Origin of the sequence: Pseudomonas mercuritolerans, assembly GCF_025706525.1 — a bacterium.
Lineage (GTDB): Bacteria > Pseudomonadota > Gammaproteobacteria > Pseudomonadales > Pseudomonadaceae > Aquipseudomonas > Aquipseudomonas mercuritolerans.
The window spans coordinates 122,709-140,619 of the sequence record NZ_JAMSHA010000012.1; the positions used below are offsets into that span (position 1 = coordinate 122,709).

Consider the following 17,911-nt stretch of genomic DNA (forward strand, 5'->3'; position numbering starts at 1 on the left):
AGGGTGAGGGCGCTTCTTGGCTCACCCCCAAGGCTTCGGCTCACCGAGCAACTGCCCCTGCACGCCATACAAGCCCATCTCGCGAATCACTGACAGCTCCCCTTCAGTCTCGACCCGTTCGGCAATCAGCGGCAGATCGATGCTGTGCGCCGCGCGCTGGATCGCTTCGATGAACAGGCGCTTGTCGCTCTCCTGATCGATCGCGCGGATGTAGCTGCCATCGATCTTCAGGTACGCCAGACCCAACCGCGCCAGGTTGCCGATCATGCTGAAGCGCCCGCCGAAGCGCTGCAGGCTCAGCGAGAAACCGAGCTCGCGCAGGCGTCGGGTCAACTGCTCCAGCACTGCTTGATCCGGCAATTGCTCCTCGCCGATTTCCAGGGTCAGGCGCGCGCCGAGATTGGAATGCGCGCGCAGAATCTCGAAGACTTTGTTCAATGCCTGCGGGTCGGCCAGCGTCGCCGAGGACAGGTTCAGCGCCAGTGAATCCTCGTGCCCTTTCATCTGCTCGAGCACGCGTTCGAGCATCAGCCGGTCAAGCCGTGCGGTCCAGCCGAAGCGCTCCAGCCATGGCAGGAAGCGCCCGGCGGGGATGGTCTGGCCCTGCTCGTCGAGCAGGCGCGACAGCACCTTGTAATGCAGCACCAGCTGCGTGTCCTGGGCGGCGACCACCGGCTGGAAGTACAGCTCGAAACGCTGCTGACTCAACGCTTGATCCAGCAGTCGATGCCAAGCGTGATGATCATCGCCGACCTCCGCCACCAGACTCTGATCGATGCACGCCCAATTCTGCTCGCCTTGGCCTTCGGCCTGCGCAAGTGCCTGATCGCCCAGTGTCAGCACCGCTTGCGGCGAGTCACCGTGAGCGAACGGCGCCAGCCCGATCGAAGCCACCGCCGGCACATCGGTCGCGCCGGTGGCATGCAGGCTGCTCAAGGCATTGTCGAGATTCTGCGCCAGCTGCAACGCTTCCTCGCGCACTAGCCCCGGCGCCAGCACGGCAAATTCACCGCCGCGAATGCGCGTCACCAGATCCTGGGTTTGTGGATATCTGGCGCACTCGCGGGTCAGTTGCTCGCCGACGGCCTTGAGCAACTGGTCGGTACGCTGGCCGCCGAGACGCTGGTTGAGTCCGGCCAGGTCCTTGACCCGCAACAGCAGCAGGTAACCGGAACTGGCCTGTTCCGGATTGCTCACGCGGTTGTTCAACTGCATCTCGAAATAGCGGCGGTTGGCCAGGCCGGTGAGGTTGTCCTGATAGGACTCGGTACGCAGTTTTTCACTGCGCTCGGCCTGCTCCTGGAACAGCGTCTTGAGCTTCTCGACCATCTGATTCATTGCCTGCACCACGCGACGCAATTCAGGCGTGCGCGGCAGATCCGGCAGGCTGAGAAACTCGCGGCGGGCAATCGCATGGGACTGCTGGACCATGTAATCGAGCGGCTTCAACTGCCGACGCAGCAACAGCGCGCCGAGCACCGCGCTCAGTGCGCCGCAGATCAGCAACCAGCCAAGGCTGCCCAGTGCGCTCTGCCATAGCTTGGCCACGGCGAACATTGGATGGCTGACCACCTCGACCCGCGCCGCCTGCTCCCAGCCACGGCTGACCAGCGCATCGCCACCCGCTGGTTCGAGGCCGATCAATCTGACGAACCAGTCCGGCACGTTGCTCACCGCCGGGGTACCGCTGCGCTCGACAATGGTCTGCTCGGTCTTCACGTCGACCACGCGGATGCTCGCGTAATAACCGCTGTCGAAAATCGAACTGACCAGCAGCTCGACCATCGCCGGGTCGTCGATATTCGGCGTCAGCGACAATGCCAGCGCGGTGGCGGCGTCCTGCGCGTGGGAACGCAACTGGTTGACGTACTGGGTGCGCGAGCTCTCCAGGCTGACCATGAAGCTGCCGGTGAAGGCCACGACCAGGAACAGACAGATAGCGATCAACAGCTGTTTGAACAAAGACATCTGAGCGCGTGCTCCTAGTTAGTCGTCTCGACCGGGAAACCTTCGGCCTGCATTTTTTTCAGCACATCCTGCCAGCGCGACAGGCGTTTGGTGTCGCCGACCTTTTTATTGCCCTTCGCGCCGGGCAAATACAGGCCTTCGGCATTGAAAGAGTAGACCGGCAGCAAATCGGTCCGCTGCGACGCCGGCTGGATCGGATCGATCAGGCTGTCGAGCACCAGCGGCATGGCGTCAGGGGTCGCATAGTACGTCAACACCATGTGCGCGCGGTTCTGGCGCAGCGCCTTGACGTAGGTGATGCGCAGCTTGTCACTGGAAACGCCCAGATGGCGCAGGCTGAAATACTTGGCGATGGCGTAGTCTTCGCAGTCGCCGGCGCCCTTCCACAGCGCTTCGATAGGGGTTTCCCAATAATCCACTTCGCGCCACAGATCGATGTCTTCGACGTAACGCACCTGCTTGTTGAAAAACAGGTTCACCACTTTGAGCTTGTCCATCTCACTGGCCTGCTTCTGCGTCGCCAGCAGATTCTGCCAGGCGTCGATGCGCTGCTGCCCGGCGCCCAGCGGCCCATAAAGAGCCGTGGCCTTGCGGCTGATCGCGGAAAAATCCCAATCGGCGTGCAGACCGCCCAGCATGACGCCGGCCAGCAGCAATGCGCAGCCAAGCCAGCGCAAGGTCCGAGGGATCGCGAAACGTACCGCCACTGCAGGTTTCCAGAAGGACAGAAAGGAAGCGTTTGATGGTGAAGCTTAGCCCGGCAAAAAACAATGGCACCGTGAGATCATCGAAGACACGCTAGACTTGAGATTGCAGCGCTTTGTTTTACAAGGTTTGACAACCTGTAGAGCAATCACTAGTGTCATTTGGATCCAAATATTACGACCTACAGGGTGTGTTGTCGTGACTCAGAAGCCCAAACCGCTGCACAGCATCAAAGTCGAAGGACCGATTCCTGCGCATCTGGCCCGGTCGGTGATTGAAGAAACCCTGCGCTCGGCCATTCTCGATGGACGCCTGCCCTGTGGCACTGCGCTGCGCCAGCAGGATCTGGCCGATCTGTTCGGGGTCAGCCGCATGCCGGTGCGCGAAGCCTTGCGCCAGCTCGAAGCGCAGGAGCTGCTTAGCGTCACCACGCACAAAGGCGCCGTGGTCGCCCCGCTGATTCAGGGTGATGCCGCTGAAACCTACGAGTTGCGCATTCTGCTCGAATCCGAGGCAATGCGGCAGTCCATTCCGTTGCTGACTGAGGCCGAGCATCAACTCGCCGCCGGCTATATCGATGAGCTGGAAGCGCAGCACGACTACAACGAGATTGGCCGCCTCAACCGCCTGTTCCACATGGCTCTGTACAGCAAGGCGCCCAACCAGCGACTGCTGCGCCTGGTGGAGGACGGCCTGAACGAAGAAGAACGTTTTCTGCGGTTCAATCTGGAAGCCATGGGCCTGGGCAAGCTGTCTCAGGACGACCATCGCGCCATGCTTCAGGCCGTGATCGAGCGAGACATCCCGCGCTCACTCGAAATGCTTGAGCAGCACCTCAACCGTGGCGTCGAGGTCATCACCCGCTACCTCGCGACTCCCGCGGCACAGAAGCGCCACACCGCGCGCTGATATCTCGCACGTCGAATAATCCCCTTACAAATCTTCGCGACCGCTCTGCTGCCAGCCCTGGCAGCGGATCGGCGTGCGCGCGGCAGCCTGTCCCGTCCTGATCGCCGCAGTTTTCCTCTGGGTCAATGACCAATCGGTAATAGCCGTGACGGCAATTTACCCGCACTCTTCCAGCGCCAACCCTATAGAACGGGGACGCGCCGCCCTGACGGCACAGTCCCCGCAACAGGAACCTACGGAAGGAGCCTTGTCACGGGAAACAGGAAGTCATGGCGCCGGTCCAGGCCAACTTTCGCCCCTATGAATTCAACCAATCTCCTTAGTTAAAAAGTTGCTTCGAGTGAGGCATTCACTCTTGTTTTCAATTTTGGCCGTTATTAGCCGAAAGGAGTAACTACGCCCAAATAAAACTCAGCCTAATAGTTTTATCGGCAACTCTCATACTTGAGAAAAAGCCAACCCGAAATAATTGAAAATAAACTTGTTAAATGCTTTTGCCCTGTATTAGCTTTCTCTCGCCAGGTTTGAACTTCGCTGTTCAGCGCGGCATACCTCACGTACCAAACGCAGCAACCGTGGCACCGCAACGAGGCCACATCGCAAGCAAGGCTTTGCCCGGATAACTTTCCATACAACTTGCTCAACCGCTTACAGCAACTGAAAGAACTGTGCATTTCATATCAATGATAAAGGACATCATGATGCCCACTAAGCAGCAACTCGCCCAGAAGAAAGCCGAACTGAGTATTCACCCGATCTTTTCCGAGATTACTTCGTTATCGGTATTACGCCGTTTCATGGAAACCCATGTATTTGCCGTATGGGACTTCATGTCGCTGACAAAGCGCCTGCAACAGGAACTGACCTGCACGCGTTTACCCTGGTTGCCGCCGCGCGATCCCCACGCGGCGCGGTTGATCAACGAGATTGTGCTGGGCGAGGAATCGGACGATCGCCTCGGTGCCGGCCATTACAGCCACTTCGAGTTGTACCTGGATGCGATGCGCGAGATCGGCGCGAGCACCACGGCGGTAGAGCGCTTTGTCGCCCTGCAGCAGGAAGGCGTGAGTTATGACGTCGCGTTGCAGAGCGTCGACGTCGACCCGGCGGCCGCGCAGTTTGTCCGCGATACCTTGCGCGTCGCCCTGGAAGCGCCGGGACACAGCGTTGCCGCCGCGTTCCTGCACGGTCGCGAGAGCGTCATTCCGACGATGTTCCAGCGCATTCTCGATGACTGGGGCATCGGCATCGAACAGGCACCAACCTTCCGTTACTACCTGCAACGGCATATCGAAGTCGATTCCGAAGATCACGGCCCCGCCGCCGAGCAGTTGCTGGAGCGTCTGGTCGACGGCGATCCGCAGCGCGCAGCAGAGGTTTATGCCAGCGCCATCGCCGCCGTGGAAAGCCGCATCGCCTTGTGGGACGGGCTGCGCCTGAGCATGGGCGTGGAAGTTGCCGAGGTGGCCCAATGAACGCCGCCGACTATCAATCCTTCGCCGACGCCTGGGAAAGCCGCGCGACCATTCGCACCCGTCCCCGGCGGCTGCTGGAAGACGATCAGCGCCTGATCTACCCGCTCAGCCGCCAGCCGCTGGTACTCAGCGAAACCTTCCTGCGTGAATGCCCGCAACAACGTGATTTCGCCCTGGTGCAGACGTTGTACAAATTCATCAACGACGTAGTGATTTTCGAGACCGAAATCGTCGACAAGACCGCCCGCAGCATCGCCAAGAATCGCTTTGCCGTGGCGTTCCCGTTCGCCTGTCGCTACGACGCGATGACCGTGGTGGTCGATGAGGATTACCACGCGCTGGTGGCGATGGATTTCATGCAGCAAACGGTCGCGCTGACCGGTATCGAGCCGATCCAATTGCCCGATGAAATCGAACTGAGCCGGGCGATTCCCGCCGCTGTTGCGCTGGCACCGGAACACCTGCGCAGCGCGGTGGAATTGATCTGCGTGGCGATCGCCGAAAACACCGTGACCGGCGACGTCGCCGCGTTCGCCCGCGATGACTCGGTCAAGCCGTCGATCAAAGGCCTGATGGCCGATCACTTGCTCGACGAGGGTCGCCATTCGAGTTTCTGGGCGCGGATGGTGCGCATCTATTGGCACACCGCCAGCGACGCGGATCGCGAGACCATCGCGCAGATTCTGCCGGTGTTCATCGGCCATTACCTGACCAACGACATCCAGAAGTCCTTCGATTTGCGCCTGATCGATGCGCTGCCGGTCAGCGAAACCACGCGGCATTCACTGCGCGAGGAAATCGCTGGACTGGCCTTCCCGATCAATCGCCACCACCCGTTGGTGGGCAACATCGTCAGGTTTTTCCACAACAGCTCGCTGCTCGACACACAGTGCGTGCAGCACGCCCTGCGCGACTATCTGGTTTGAGGAGGCCGACATGAAACGTCTCGACATTTTGCTCACCGGCGCCAGCCAGGCCATGACCGATCTGGCCCGGGAGCTCGAACAGCATGGCCATGCTGTGACCCGCAGGGGCGCCACTCAAGCGGCGGTGGATCTGATCATCGACGATGGCTTTATCGCTGCCGGCGACTTCTGCGCCATCCCGCATCTGCACCTGCGCCTGGGTGTCGCCGCGCAAGAGCATGGCGGCCTGCCGACCCTCGACTTGCTGTGCTTCCTCGGCTCGTCGCTGATCAGCCGCGTACCGATCGGCGATGAGCCGTCCGGCAACGGTCAGTCGCTACGCCAACGAGCGCTCGCCCATGTGGTCGACGAAGTGGCGTTGCTGGTCAGCCGCTTTTCCCGCGACGCCGATTATTTGCGCCATGCCCCGGCCCTCAAAGCGCCGGATTTCGAACGGCTGGAAGACCTGCTGTTTCTCGACAAACTGGCGTATGTCCACCGTCTCAACGACACGGCAAATCCGGCGCTGCTGCAACAAGCGCAGATCCCGCTGATCGAGCGCCTGCGACAAAGCCTGATCGAACATGCCGAACGACCGGCGCTGCATGTCGGCGGGAAGACCATCAGCTACGAGCAGCTGCACGCCCACAGCCGCGCGATTCAACAGCGCCTGCTGCCCTTGCTCGAGCAACATCCGCAGCCGTGGGTGGTCGGTGTCTGCCAAGGTAAAAGCCCGGCGCTGTTCGCCTCGATTCTGGCGATTCTCGGCAGCGACGCGGTGTACTTGCCGCTGGAGCCGAGCCATCCATTGCCGCGTCAGCAATACATCCTGGAAAACGCCGGCGCGGTGCTGTTGCTTCACGATGGACAGCAGGCGCCCAGCGAGTCGATAGCGGGGCTGGATGTCAGTGGCATCGAAGCGCCGAACGCCGATCTCGACCGGCCGCTGATGCAGCACCGCCCGGAACTTGATGCGCCGTGCATGGCGCTCTACACCTCGGGCACCACCGGGCATCCGAAAGGCGTGCTGCTCAGCCAGGCCAATCTCGCCCACTTCACCGCGTGGTACACCGACTACGTGCAGTTGCGCGCCGAGAGTCGGGTGTTGCAGTTCTCTTCGCTGAGCTTCGATTCGTCGTTGATCGACATCTTCCCCAGCCTGCTCGCAGGGGCGGAACTGGTAGTGCCCGACGACACCCAGCGCCGCGATCCTTTGCAGCTGGTTGCACTGATTCGCCGGCGGCAACTGACCCACGCCTTCCTGCCACCGGCGCTGTTGAGCATCCTGCCGCTGGAGCAACTGGAGAGCGTGCAGGTGATGACCGGCGGCGATGTCTGCGAGCCGTACGTCATCGATCAATTGACCCGCCAAGGCACCCTGCACAACCTGTACGGCCCGACCGAAGCCACCGTGCTGATCACCGCGCGCCAGCTCAAACCGGGCGACAGCAACCGCACGCTGGGAGGGCCGATCGCCAACAGTCGGGTGCTGATTCTCGACGACGATCTGCAACCGGTGCCCGATCAAACCGTCGGTGAGCTGTTCATCGTCGGCCCCGGTGTCTGTCTCGGTTACCTGAACAATCCGCAGCAGACCGCCGAGCGCTATCTGAGCCTGTCACTGCCCGGCGGCGAAACCCTGCGCGCCTACCGCAGCGGCGACATGGCCAAGTGGGGCGAGCACGGTATCGAGCTGTGCGGGCGACGCGACAATCAGGTGAAAATCCGTGGCTTTCGCGTCGAGCCGGAAGAGATCGAGCGCTGCCTGCGCGAGAGCCGCTTGTATCGGCAGATCGCCGTGGTCATCGACAGTCAGCGACGCATACTGGCGTTCCTCGCCCAGCCACAGACCGAGACTGCCCGGGACCAACTGAAAGCCCACGCCCGGCAGTTTCTGCCGGACTACATGCAACCCGTGGCATGGACCGAACTTAAGCACATGCCGTTCGCCAGTAACGGCAAAGTCGATCGCAAGGCGCTGTTGGCATTGCCGGTGACGGTGCAGGACAGCGCTGCGAAATGCCTGCCGGCCAATGCTGACGAAGCGCTGCTTCTTGAGGTCTGGGCCGAACTGCTGGAACTGCCTACCAGCGACATTTCCACTGATGAAAGCTTCTTCAATCTCGGCGGTCATTCGATTCTGCTGTCGCGGATGTTGCTGCGCTTGCGTGAGGAATTCGGCCGAAGCATTTCGATCAACCGCTTCATCGAACTGCCGACGATCAGCAAACTGGCGACGCTGGTGCGCGGCACCGACGACAGCGCGGTACTCAGCGCCCAGGCCATGGCCGACGCCGAGCGCGCGCTGGACATCGAACCGCTGCCGATCAGCCGCATGGGCGATGTGCACAAGGTCATCGTCAGCGGTGCCAACAGTTTTGTCGGCGTGCACATCGTCGAAGCGCTGCTCGGTTGGGGCGCCAGCGAGGTGGCCTGTCTTGTGCGCGACGGCGCGGGGCAAACAGCGGCGCAACGCTTCGCCCAAGCGTTGCGCGAAAACCGTCTCGAGCATCTCGACCTCCGCCGCGTGCGAGTCTATGCGGCAGACATCAGTCGCCCGCAACTGGGCCTGGGCGACGAGGATTATCAGCGCCTGGACCGCGAGTTCGGTGCGCTGGTGCACAACGCCGCCAACGTCAACCACGTGCTCGATTACGAGTCCCTGGCGGCGGACAACGTCGAGCCGATTTTCGCCCTGCTGAAGCTGTGCGAAGGGCAGCGCAAAAAGGTCTTCAACTTCGTCTCGACCCTGTCGGCATCCAGCACCGTGGATGACGCCGGCCGAGTGCTGGAACTGCCCGCCGCAGCGACGCCGCCGATCTATATTCGCAACGGCTACAACCTGTCGAAATGGGTCGGCGAACGCATTCTCGAACGGGCGCGTGAGCGCGGTGTGCGGGTCAATCTTTATCGCCCTGGCAACATCAGTTTCAACAGCCTCAGCGGCGTTTGCCAGCCGCACAAGAACCGCTTGATGCTGATGCTCAAAGGCTCGATCCAGCTCGGTCAGGTGCCGGCGTTTGCGCTGAATTTCGACCTGATGCCGGTGGACTTTCTCGCCCGCTTCATCGCCTTTCATGCCAGCCGTTATTCAGCGGATCGCGCGGTGTTCAATCTGCACAATCCCGAGCCGCTGAGCTGGGATGCCTACGTCGCGTCGTTCCGCGAAACCGGCAGCGAATTTGCGCTGGTCAGCGTCGCCGACTGGCAGCAGCAATTGAGTCGGGTCGACGCCGACAACGCGCTGTTTGGCGTGCTCGGTTTCTACCTCAACGGCTTCGAAGAAGACATCGGCGACATCTCCCTTATCGGTCACGCCAACGCCGAGGCCGGCGTGCAGCAGATGGGCGCGCACTACCCACAGAAATCCCCGGCGCTGCTGCGTCGCGGCTGCGACTACCTGAAAGAAATCAACTTCATCTGACTCATCAACAAGGAGCAACACCATGAGCAATCTGCAACCCGACACCCTGATCAAAAACCCGCAAGGCTGCCACGTTGTGTCGTCGGTGGAATTGCCGGCGGACGCGGCAAAAGTCTGGGTGGTGGTCGGCAATTTCGCCGGCTTCGATCGATTCATTCCGGCGCTGTCGCACATCGAAATGACCGGCGAGGGCGTGTCATCGCTGCGCAAGAAAATCTTCAAGGACGGCAACGTCGTGGTCGAACAACTCAACTCGCGCGATGAACAGGCGCGGCGCATGACCTGGACGACGATCTACAACACGTTGGGGGTGGCGAACCTGTGGGCGGCGATGCAGGTGGAATCGCTGAGCGCAGGGAAGTCGCGAGCGACCTGGACGATCATTGCCGAACCGGCTGCGGGTGGGGATGAAGCATTGCCGGGGTTCAGGGATTTCGTGCAGGGGTTTGCCGATGATGCGATGGGCAATGTGCTGAAGCTGTTTGTCTAAGGCATCGGTTTGGCGGTGATTGAACCGCCGCTTTCGCGAGCAGGCTCGCTCCCACATTTGGAATGCATTTCCCTGTGGGAGCGAGCCTGCTCGCGAAGAACGATAACGCGGTCTGCGATCTGTAAATCAGATCTTGAAGCTGTCGACCAACTGCTTCAACCGGTTCGCCTGCTGCGACAACGCATCACAATCCTTCAACGTTTCGTTGAGGTTGGCCACGCTCTGCTGGTTCAACAGGTTGATCTGGTTGACGTCGACGTTCAGCGTTTCCACCACCGCCGTCTGCTCCTCAGTCGCAGCGGCCACCGACTGGTTCATACCGTCGATTTCGCCGATGCGCTGGGTCACGCTGACCAGACGCAGACCGGCCTGATTCGCCACTTCCACGCTCTGCTCGCTGGACGCCTGGCTGGCGTTCATCGTGCTCACCGCTTCGCGCGAGCCGACCTGCAGCGAGGTGATCATTTTGTGGATCTCTTCCGCCGATTCCTGGGTGCGATGCGCAAGGTTACGCACCTCATCGGCGACCACGGCGAAGCCGCGCCCGGCTTCACCGGCACGCGCGGCCTCGATGGCAGCGTTGAGCGCCAGCAGGTTGGTCTGCTGCGAGATGCCTTTGATCACATCGAGAATGTGGCCAATGTTGTCGGTGCTCGCGTTCAGGGTTTCGATCTGCGTGCACGACAGGCTGATCTTCTGCGACAGCTCGGTCATCGCCTGAATGGTCTGCTCGACCACCTGACGACCATCATCGGCCTGCTCGGAAGCGCCACTGGCGTGCTGCGAAGCATCCGCGGCGTTGCGCGCAATCTCCTGAGTGGCGGCGCCCAGCTGATTGATCGCCGCCGCGACGCTGTTGGTGCGTGCACTTTGCTCATCGGAACCGACGATCGAAGCGTTGGAGGAAGCCATCACCCGTTGCGACAGGTCATGTACGTGACGGGTCGCCGACGACACTTCGGAAATCGATGCGTGAATCCGTTCAACGAACTGGTTAAACGCGCTGCCCAGTTCACCGAACTCGTCTTTGCTCTCGACCACCAGACGGCGGGTCAGATCGCCCTCGCCTTGGGCGATGTCTTTCATCGCGCGGCCCATGGTGGTCAGCGGCCGCATCAACACGTTGATCAACAGGCTCAACAGCAACGCAATCGCCGCGACTGCGACAAACATGGCGATCAGCGCCGAGGTGCGGAATTGGCTGAGGGCGGCGTAGGCCTTGTCGCGATCGATCGACAGACCGATATACCACTGCGCATTCGGCAAATCGCTGACCGGAGTGAACGAGAGAATACGTTCCTGACCGTTGAGCACGACGTTCTGGTTACCCTTCTCGATGCGCACGCTGGTGTTCGGGTAAATATCCTTGAGGTTTTTCATCACCTGATCTTTGTCCGGGCTGACGATCACCTGACCGTCGGCACTGACCAGAAACGCATGGCCGAGGCCACCGAAGTCCACCGAGTTGATGATCTTCACCAGGGTTTCCAGGCTCAGGTCACCGCCGACCACACCGAGCAATTCACCGTCCTTTTTCACCGGCATGGCGATGGTCACCACCAGGCCACCGACGGCCGCCATGTACGGCGGCGTCAGCATGGTTTTGTCGGCCGCCACGGCCTGCTTGTACCAAGGGCGCTGACGCGGATCGTAACCGTCCGGCATCTTCGCATCGGGACGCTGGGTGAAGACACCGTTGGCCTGCCCGACATAAGTGAACTGGAAGTTCGACGTGAAGGCCGGTTGATCGACAAGGCCGGGGAGGTCGGCATTCTTGCCCTGATGGGCAACGTTCTGCGCGAGGTTTTCCAGCACCAGAATTCGCCCGCTCATCCAGTTCTGCACGCTGCTGGCGGTCAGGTCACCGGCCTGCTGCACGGAGGACTGCAGGTTCTGGCGAATGGTGTTTCGCTGCAGATAATCGTTGTAGAGCGTGAACAACGCGAACGCCAGGACCACGACGCCCGAAGCGGCCAGGAGGATTTTATGGCTGAACTTGAGATTCATTTCATGGGACTTCTTATGCCAAGAGTGGGGATGCGTTTCCGGATGCAACATTCCATGTACGGCGCAGGCAGCGTTCTTCTGGCCGCTCTACTTTGGTGCACGCATTTCTCACCAGTCTGTCGGCCAGCGGCGGAGAAATCTTAGGGGCGCGTGAGAAATGAACCGGGTTTGTGCAGGATTCCCGCCGAACGGCGTGCCAGAGCGGCTGCGAGGGAATTTTTCGCATCAACATGGGGGCGACAGTTGCAAAATCTGTAACCCTTGATGACAATGCGACTAATTATCATTTGTGACGTTCGGGCTGGCGTGGTCATGTCTTCACCTGAGTTGGTCGTACAGGCGCTTTACGGTAGTCATCACGGCTGGCTCAACGCTTGGCTGCGCGCGCGGCTGGGCAACGCAGCGGATGCAGCGGATCTGGCTCAGGACACCTTCCTGCGCCTGCTGCAACGTACCGAACGCCTCGAACTGAAAGCGCCCCGAGCTTTCTTGCGAACCATCGCGCGCGGTCTGGTGATAGACCATTGGCGCCGCGAGGAAATCGAGCGGGCCTATCTGGAAACCATTGCTCACTTGCCTGAAGGCGAAGTACCTGACGCCGAATCGCGCGCGTTGGTGCTGGAACTGCTGGAAAGCATTGCGCGCATGCTGGAAGGACTTAAGCCGAAAGTGCGTCAGGCGTTTCTCCTGGCGCAGTGCGAAGGTTTGACTCACAAACAGATCGCCGAGCAGTTGGGCGTGTCGGTACGTTCAGTGGAACGCTACGTCGCCGATGCGCTGTATCACTGCTATGTGTTGCGGTATGAAAACTGATGCCTGTGGATAACCTCTCACTCGCCCGCCGCGTCGAACCGCGCCAACACGTGGTCAAGCAAGCGATTCACTGGCTGCTGCGGCTGCGCAACAACCACGGCAATTCGCGGCTGACTCGCCAATGTGAGCAGTGGCGCGCCGAGCATCATGAACATGAAATCGCCTGGCAGCGGGTGCAGTCGCTGCAAGCCGAATTGAGTTCCAGTCTGCGCGCCGTGCCGGGTGCGCAGGTCGCTTTCAACACCTTGGAAAACAGTGCGCAGGGGCTAGGCCGACGCCAGGCCTTGAAGTTGTTGACGGGCGCGCTGTTGATGGGCTCCGCCGCGTGGCTGGCCAAGGACAGCGCCGCCTGGCAGCAATGGAGTGCCGACTACGCGACGGCGACCGGCGAACGGCGCGGTTTCCAGTTGCCCGACGGCACGCGCATCGAACTCAACACCGCCAGCGCCGTGGATCTGGATTACACCGCGCAGCAGCGCCTGATCAAACTGACCCGTGGCGAGATCATCGTTACCTGCGGCGGCTCTGACGAGGGCGCGGCGACCGATCGACCGCTGCGCATACAGAATCGCCACGGCACTTATGCGCCGGTCGATGCGCGTTTCATTTTGCGTCAGGAAGAACAGTGCACGCGGCTCAGCGTTACCCGTGGCCGGGTGTTGGTTCGCGCTGGCGGTCATTCCCTCGAAGCACTCGCAGGGCAGAGTTTTCTGGTCGATCAAAGCGGTTTGCGCGCAGCGCCGACGCCGGATATGGATGCGGGCGCCTGGCTCGACGGTTTGATTGTCACACGCAATATGCGGCTGGGTGACTTCCTCGCTGAAGTCGGCCGTTATCGCCCGGGTTATCTCAATTGTTCGGCGGAGATCGCAGACCTGCGCCTTTCTGGGGTGTTCCGCCTGGAGGACACCGACAGGCTGCTGGCGGTCCTGCCGCAGACGCTGCCGGTGCAATTGCGTTATCGCACCCGCTGGTGGGTGACCCTGGAACGTGCGGTGTGATTATTTTTGGCGGGTTTTCGCAGGCAGTCCGGCTTAGTCAGTAAGCACTTCAACTCAGCCCCCGCGACTGCCTACGGAAATCCACAATGACTGTCCGCGCCATTTGTAAGAATCCTCTGAATTTCACTGCACCATCGGCACCGCTGCGCCATGCGGTTCGGGCAGCACTGTTGTCCTCCGCGCTGGGCGTCAGCGTATTACCAAGTCTGGGTCTGGCCGCCAACACTGCCGGCACCGAGATCAGCCACCGCTACAACATTGCTGCAGGGCCATTGGGCGAGGCATTGAATCAGTTCGCCCGGCAGGCCGGCATCACCTTGGCGATGACGCCGCAACAGACTCAAGGTCAGCAATCTCCCGGCGTGCAGGGCGAATATTCGACCGATCAGGCCTTGAGCCATTTGCTCGGCGGTACCGGACTGGAAGCCGTCAGCCAGGACGGCAGCAGCTACATCCTGCGCCCAGTCGCTGAAAGCGAAGCACTGGCCTTGCCGACCACCGACATCAAAGGCTTCGCCCTCGGCAACGCCCTGGGCAGCATGGCCGGCTACAACGCCACCCACAGCCAGATCGCCACCAAGACCAGTACCGCGCTGCTGGAGACCTCGCAAAGCGTATCCGTGGTCACACGCGAGCAAATGGATGACCAGGGTTCGCAAACCGTCTCGCAAGCGATGCGCTACACCCCGGGCGTGCTGACCAACCCGTACGGCGCCACGCACCGTTACGACTACGTGGCGATGCGCGGTTTCAACGACGGCTCGGTGGACAACATCTACCTCGACGGCCTCAAGTCGATGGGCGACAGCGGCACCTACAGCACCATGCAGGTCGATCCGTATTTCCTTGAGCGTGTGGACATTCTCAAAGGCCCGTCGTCCGTGCTGTACGGCCGTAGCTCGCCCGGCGGTCTGGTCGCGTTGACCAGCAAAAAGCCGTTGTATGAGGCCTACCATCAGGTGCAGGCCACAGTGGGGACGCAAGGCCAGCGTGGGGTTGGGTTTGACTTCAGCGGCCCGGTCGATGACGACAAGCGCATTGCCTATCGTCTGACCGGATTGAGCGATCAGTCCGACACGCAATTCGACCATAACAAGGAAAAACGCTTCGCCCTCGCGCCGACGCTGAGCATCGATTTCAGCGAAGACACCTCGCTGACTCTGCAAGCCTATCTGCAGCACGATCCGGACGGCGGCTATCACGGCGGCGTTCCGGCGGACGGCACGATCCATCAGCGCAATGGCGAACGCATCTCGCCGCGCTTCTTCGAGGGCGAGCCGGGGATCGATGGTTACTCCCGTGACCAGCAGTCGTTCGGCTATCAGTTCGAGCATCGCTTCAACGATGTCTTCACCGCCCGGCAGAACTTCCGCTATCTCGATTCCAAAGTGAACATGGATCAGGTCTACGCCTATGGCTGGACCACCCCGACCAGCAATGAACTGAACCGCTATTACACCGGCGGTGATGAGCGCCTGCATGCGTTCATCGTCGACAACATGCTGCAGGCCGAATTCTTCACCGGCGCGACCAGGCACACGGTGCTGATGGGCGCGGATTATCAACGGCGCAAAACCGTGGTCGACTGGACCAGCGGTGGGCTGGCTCCGATCAATGCGTTCAATCCGGTGTACGGCAACTCGGCGATCGAGATGTACGGCGACACCAGCTATCTGCGTCGCCTCGAACAGACCGGTGTGTACCTGCAAGACCTGATCGAGATGGACAAGTGGCGCTTCTCGCTGGGCCTGCGTCAGGACTGGGTCGAGACATCCGATGAAAACCGTATCGCCGAAGCGGGGCGGCCGGTGGGTACAGAGATCAATGATCGGCGCACGAAACTCACTGGGCGTGCCGGCGCTTTATATCTGTTTGATAACGGTCTGGCGCCATACATCAGCTACTCCGAGTCGTTTAACCCGAACTCCTATGCTGACAGCGCCGGTAATCCACTGGCCCCTACCGATGGCACGCAGTGGGAGGTCGGCTTGAAGTATCAGCCGCCGGGCACTGACAACCTGTTTACCGCCTCGCTGTTTCGCATCGATCAGGAAAACCTCGCGACCAAACTACCGCAGGAGAACTTCTATCGCGCGGTCGGCGCCGTACGCTCGCAAGGTCTGGAGCTGGAAGCGCACATGCAACTGACCGATAACTTGAAAGTGCTCGGCAGTTACACCTTCACTGATATCGAATATTCCAAATCGATGATCAGCACCTTGAGCACGCCGACCGATGTCATCGAAAACAAGGGCAACTCACCGACTCAGGCGCCGCGACACATGGCCTCGCTGTGGGCTGACTACAAGTTCGACAGTGCCGCACTTGATGGGCTGCGCTTGGGCGGTGGGGTGCGCTATGTCGGCTACAGCTGGGCCGATGCGGAGAACACGATGAAGGTGCCGTCTTACACGCTGTTCGATGCCTCGATTGGTTATGACCTGGGCAAGATTGGTTTGAAGGGTGTTGATGTTCGGCTCAACGCGAACAACCTGACCAATGAATCCTATGTCGCATCCTGCGCCAGTCTGAACTTCTGCTACATGGGCGAAGAACGCAACGTAGCGGCGACCGTCAGCTATCAGTTCTAAAGCTATGTCCTGTGCATAAAAAAGCCAGCCCCTGCTATCAGGGGCTGGCTTTGTCGTTTCTTCGGGGTGTTTTGTATGCGTGCGTTTCTGGTTTTGTTGCATCGGTACATTGGCTTGGCCACTGCGACGTTTTTATTGTTGGCCGGGCTGACCGGCAGTGTGCTGGCGTTCAATCACGAACTCGATGAATGGCTGAATCCGCAGTTCTACGAGGCGACGTCAGTGGGTGAGCGCTTGTCGCCGGGCGCGTTGGTAGATGCGGTGCAGACTGCACATCCGAAACTGCAAGTCTGGTACATGGAGTATCCCCATGAGACGGGGCATACGGCGCTACTGGCGGCCGTTCCCCGTAAGGATCCGGCGACGGGCCAGCCGTTTGATGAGCGCAATCAGGTGTTCTATCTAGACCCGGTCAGTGCGGAGCAAAAAGGCGCGCGCTACTGGGGTGAATGCTGCTTTCAGCGGGAGAACTTCATTCCGTTCATTCTGGAGTTTCACTACAACCTGACATTGCCCGGTAACTGGGGACTGCTGTTGATGGGTGGGGTCGCCATCGCGTGGGTGATCGACTGTTTTGTCGCATTGTGGCTGACCTTGCCGCGCGGCAAGCCATTCTGGAAGAAGTGGGCTACTGCATGGAAGGTCAAAGGCGGGCATGCCTACCGCTTGAACTTCGACCTGCATCGCGCCGGAGGATTGTGGTTGTGGCTGCTGCTGTTACCGATCGCCGTCAGCAGCGTGGCGATGAACTTGCCGAGCCAGGTGTTCAAGCCTGCAGTTTCGTTGTTTTCGCCCATCGAGCCGAGCGTTTATGAAGCCAGAGGACGAATGCCCGCCAATCAACTGGGGACGACACAGTTGAGTTATCAACAGGCGTACGAAAGGGCATTGCAGGAAGGGAAACGATTAGGACTGACGGCGGCAATCGGCGAGTTGTATTACAGCTTTGAGTACAACTTCTACGGCGCAGGATTTGGACAGCACGATACGGACGCCCATGGAAAATCCTGGTTGTTCTTTCACGGTACCGATGGCCGATTATTGGGACAGGAGATCGCGGGACAGGGCACGCTTGGAGAGCAGTTCTATCGACTTCAGTTGCCCATACATGGAGGACGGATCATCGGGGTGACAGGGCAGGTAATGATCGCGTTACTGGGTGTGTTGATTGCGGGGTTGTCAGGGACGGGCGTTTATATCTGGTGGCGCAAGTGGCAGGCAAGACGCAGCAGCAAGACTCGCCGAATAGCTTGATCTTTTTGTACACGCTGAAATGACAAAACCCCTGTCTGCGTTAGCAGACAGGGGTTTCGGAATTCAATCTTGACGATGACCTACTCTCACATGGGGAAACCCCACACTACCATCGGCGATACATCGTTTCACTTCTGAGTTCGGGATGGGATCAGGTGGTTCCAATGTTCTATGGTCGTCAAGAAATTCTTTATCTGGCCCGTCAACACGGTAACAAGCCAGCAAAAACAGGAACTTCTACTAAAACAAAACCCCAACTGCTTTCGCAATTGGGGTTTCGGAATTTAATCTTGACGATGACCTACTCTCACATGGGGAAACCCCACACTACCATCGGCGATGCATCGTTTCACTGCTGAGTTCGGGATG

12 protein-coding genes, 2 rRNA genes and 1 pseudogene are annotated in these 17,911 nt (G+C 60.1%); 9 read left to right on the top strand and 6 right to left on the bottom strand.

The features are described 5' to 3' along the window. Positions 1-21: 21 nt before the first annotated feature. Complete coding sequence (gene lapD / locus ND528_RS27225; protein ID WP_263471663.1) at positions 22-1,968, bottom strand: cyclic di-GMP receptor LapD; 1,947 nt, start codon at positions 1,966-1,968, stop codon at positions 22-24. Between the two features lie 14 nt (positions 1,969-1,982). Next, positions 1,983-2,675, bottom strand: a complete 693-nt coding sequence (gene lapG, locus ND528_RS27230; RefSeq protein WP_041479715.1) for a cysteine protease LapG — start codon at positions 2,673-2,675, stop codon at positions 1,983-1,985. Positions 2,676-2,871: 196 nt separating this feature from the next. Between lapG and ND528_RS27235 the strand changes: the two genes are divergently transcribed. The 5 genes from ND528_RS27235 (at position 2,872) to ND528_RS27255 (ending at position 9,876) form a co-directional block, all read left to right on the top strand. Continuing rightward, positions 2,872-3,582, top strand: a complete 711-nt coding sequence (locus tag ND528_RS27235; protein ID WP_137216270.1) for a GntR family transcriptional regulator — start codon at positions 2,872-2,874, stop codon at positions 3,580-3,582. A 698-nt stretch (positions 3,583-4,280) separates the two neighbouring features. Next, entirely contained in the window at positions 4,281-5,057 is a 777-nt protein-coding gene (locus tag ND528_RS27240) for a DUF3050 domain-containing protein (protein ID WP_263471664.1), read from the top strand. Continuing rightward, positions 5,054-5,983, top strand: coding sequence for a diiron oxygenase (locus tag ND528_RS27245; RefSeq protein ID WP_263471665.1), 930 nt, complete (start codon positions 5,054-5,056; stop codon positions 5,981-5,983). The genes ND528_RS27240 and ND528_RS27245 overlap by 4 nt, the downstream gene beginning before the upstream one ends. A 10-nt stretch (positions 5,984-5,993) precedes the next feature. Further along, positions 5,994-9,386, top strand: coding sequence for an amino acid adenylation domain-containing protein (locus tag ND528_RS27250; RefSeq protein ID WP_263471666.1), 3,393 nt, complete (start codon positions 5,994-5,996; stop codon positions 9,384-9,386). Between the two features lie 22 nt (positions 9,387-9,408). Beyond that, on the top strand, positions 9,409-9,876 hold the full coding sequence (locus ND528_RS27255) for an SRPBCC family protein (RefSeq protein ID WP_263471667.1): 468 nt from the start codon (positions 9,409-9,411) through the stop codon (positions 9,874-9,876). Positions 9,877-10,002: 126 nt separating this feature from the next. Here the strand turns inward: ND528_RS27255 and ND528_RS28560 are convergent, their stop codons facing one another. Continuing rightward, positions 10,003-10,788, bottom strand: a complete 786-nt coding sequence (locus tag ND528_RS28560; protein ID WP_370593577.1) for a methyl-accepting chemotaxis protein — start codon at positions 10,786-10,788, stop codon at positions 10,003-10,005. A gap of 69 nt (positions 10,789-10,857) precedes the next feature. Further along, positions 10,858-11,934 (bottom strand): annotated as a pseudogene (locus ND528_RS28565) (HAMP domain-containing protein); the annotation flags it as partial. A 261-nt stretch (positions 11,935-12,195) separates the two neighbouring features. On the opposite strand from ND528_RS28565, the gene ND528_RS27265 reads away from it, so the two are divergent. From ND528_RS27265 to ND528_RS27280, 4 genes are all read left to right on the top strand, one after another. Beyond that, the gene (locus tag ND528_RS27265; RefSeq protein WP_039764190.1) at positions 12,196-12,696 is read left to right on the top strand and encodes a sigma-70 family RNA polymerase sigma factor; all 501 of its coding nucleotides are present in this window, start codon (positions 12,196-12,198) and stop codon (positions 12,694-12,696) included. Then, entirely contained in the window at positions 12,696-13,697 is a 1,002-nt protein-coding gene (locus tag ND528_RS27270) for a FecR domain-containing protein (protein WP_263471669.1), read from the top strand. Before ND528_RS27265 ends, ND528_RS27270 begins: the two co-directional genes overlap by 1 nt. 86 nt (positions 13,698-13,783) lie before the next feature. Next, positions 13,784-16,288, top strand: a complete 2,505-nt coding sequence (locus ND528_RS27275) for a TonB-dependent siderophore receptor (RefSeq protein ID WP_263471670.1) — start codon at positions 13,784-13,786, stop codon at positions 16,286-16,288. 75 nt (positions 16,289-16,363) lie between these two features. Continuing rightward, positions 16,364-17,542: a PepSY-associated TM helix domain-containing protein gene (locus ND528_RS27280; protein ID WP_263471671.1), complete on the top strand. Its 1,179-nt coding sequence runs from the start codon at positions 16,364-16,366 to the stop codon at positions 17,540-17,542. Positions 17,543-17,609: 67 nt separating this feature from the next. Here ND528_RS27280 and rrf (ND528_RS27285) read toward each other — a convergent pair. Further along, positions 17,610-17,725 (bottom strand): 5S ribosomal RNA (gene rrf, locus ND528_RS27285). Positions 17,726-17,830: 105 nt separating this feature from the next. Then, positions 17,831-17,911, bottom strand: a 5S ribosomal RNA gene (gene rrf / locus ND528_RS28730); the annotation flags it as partial.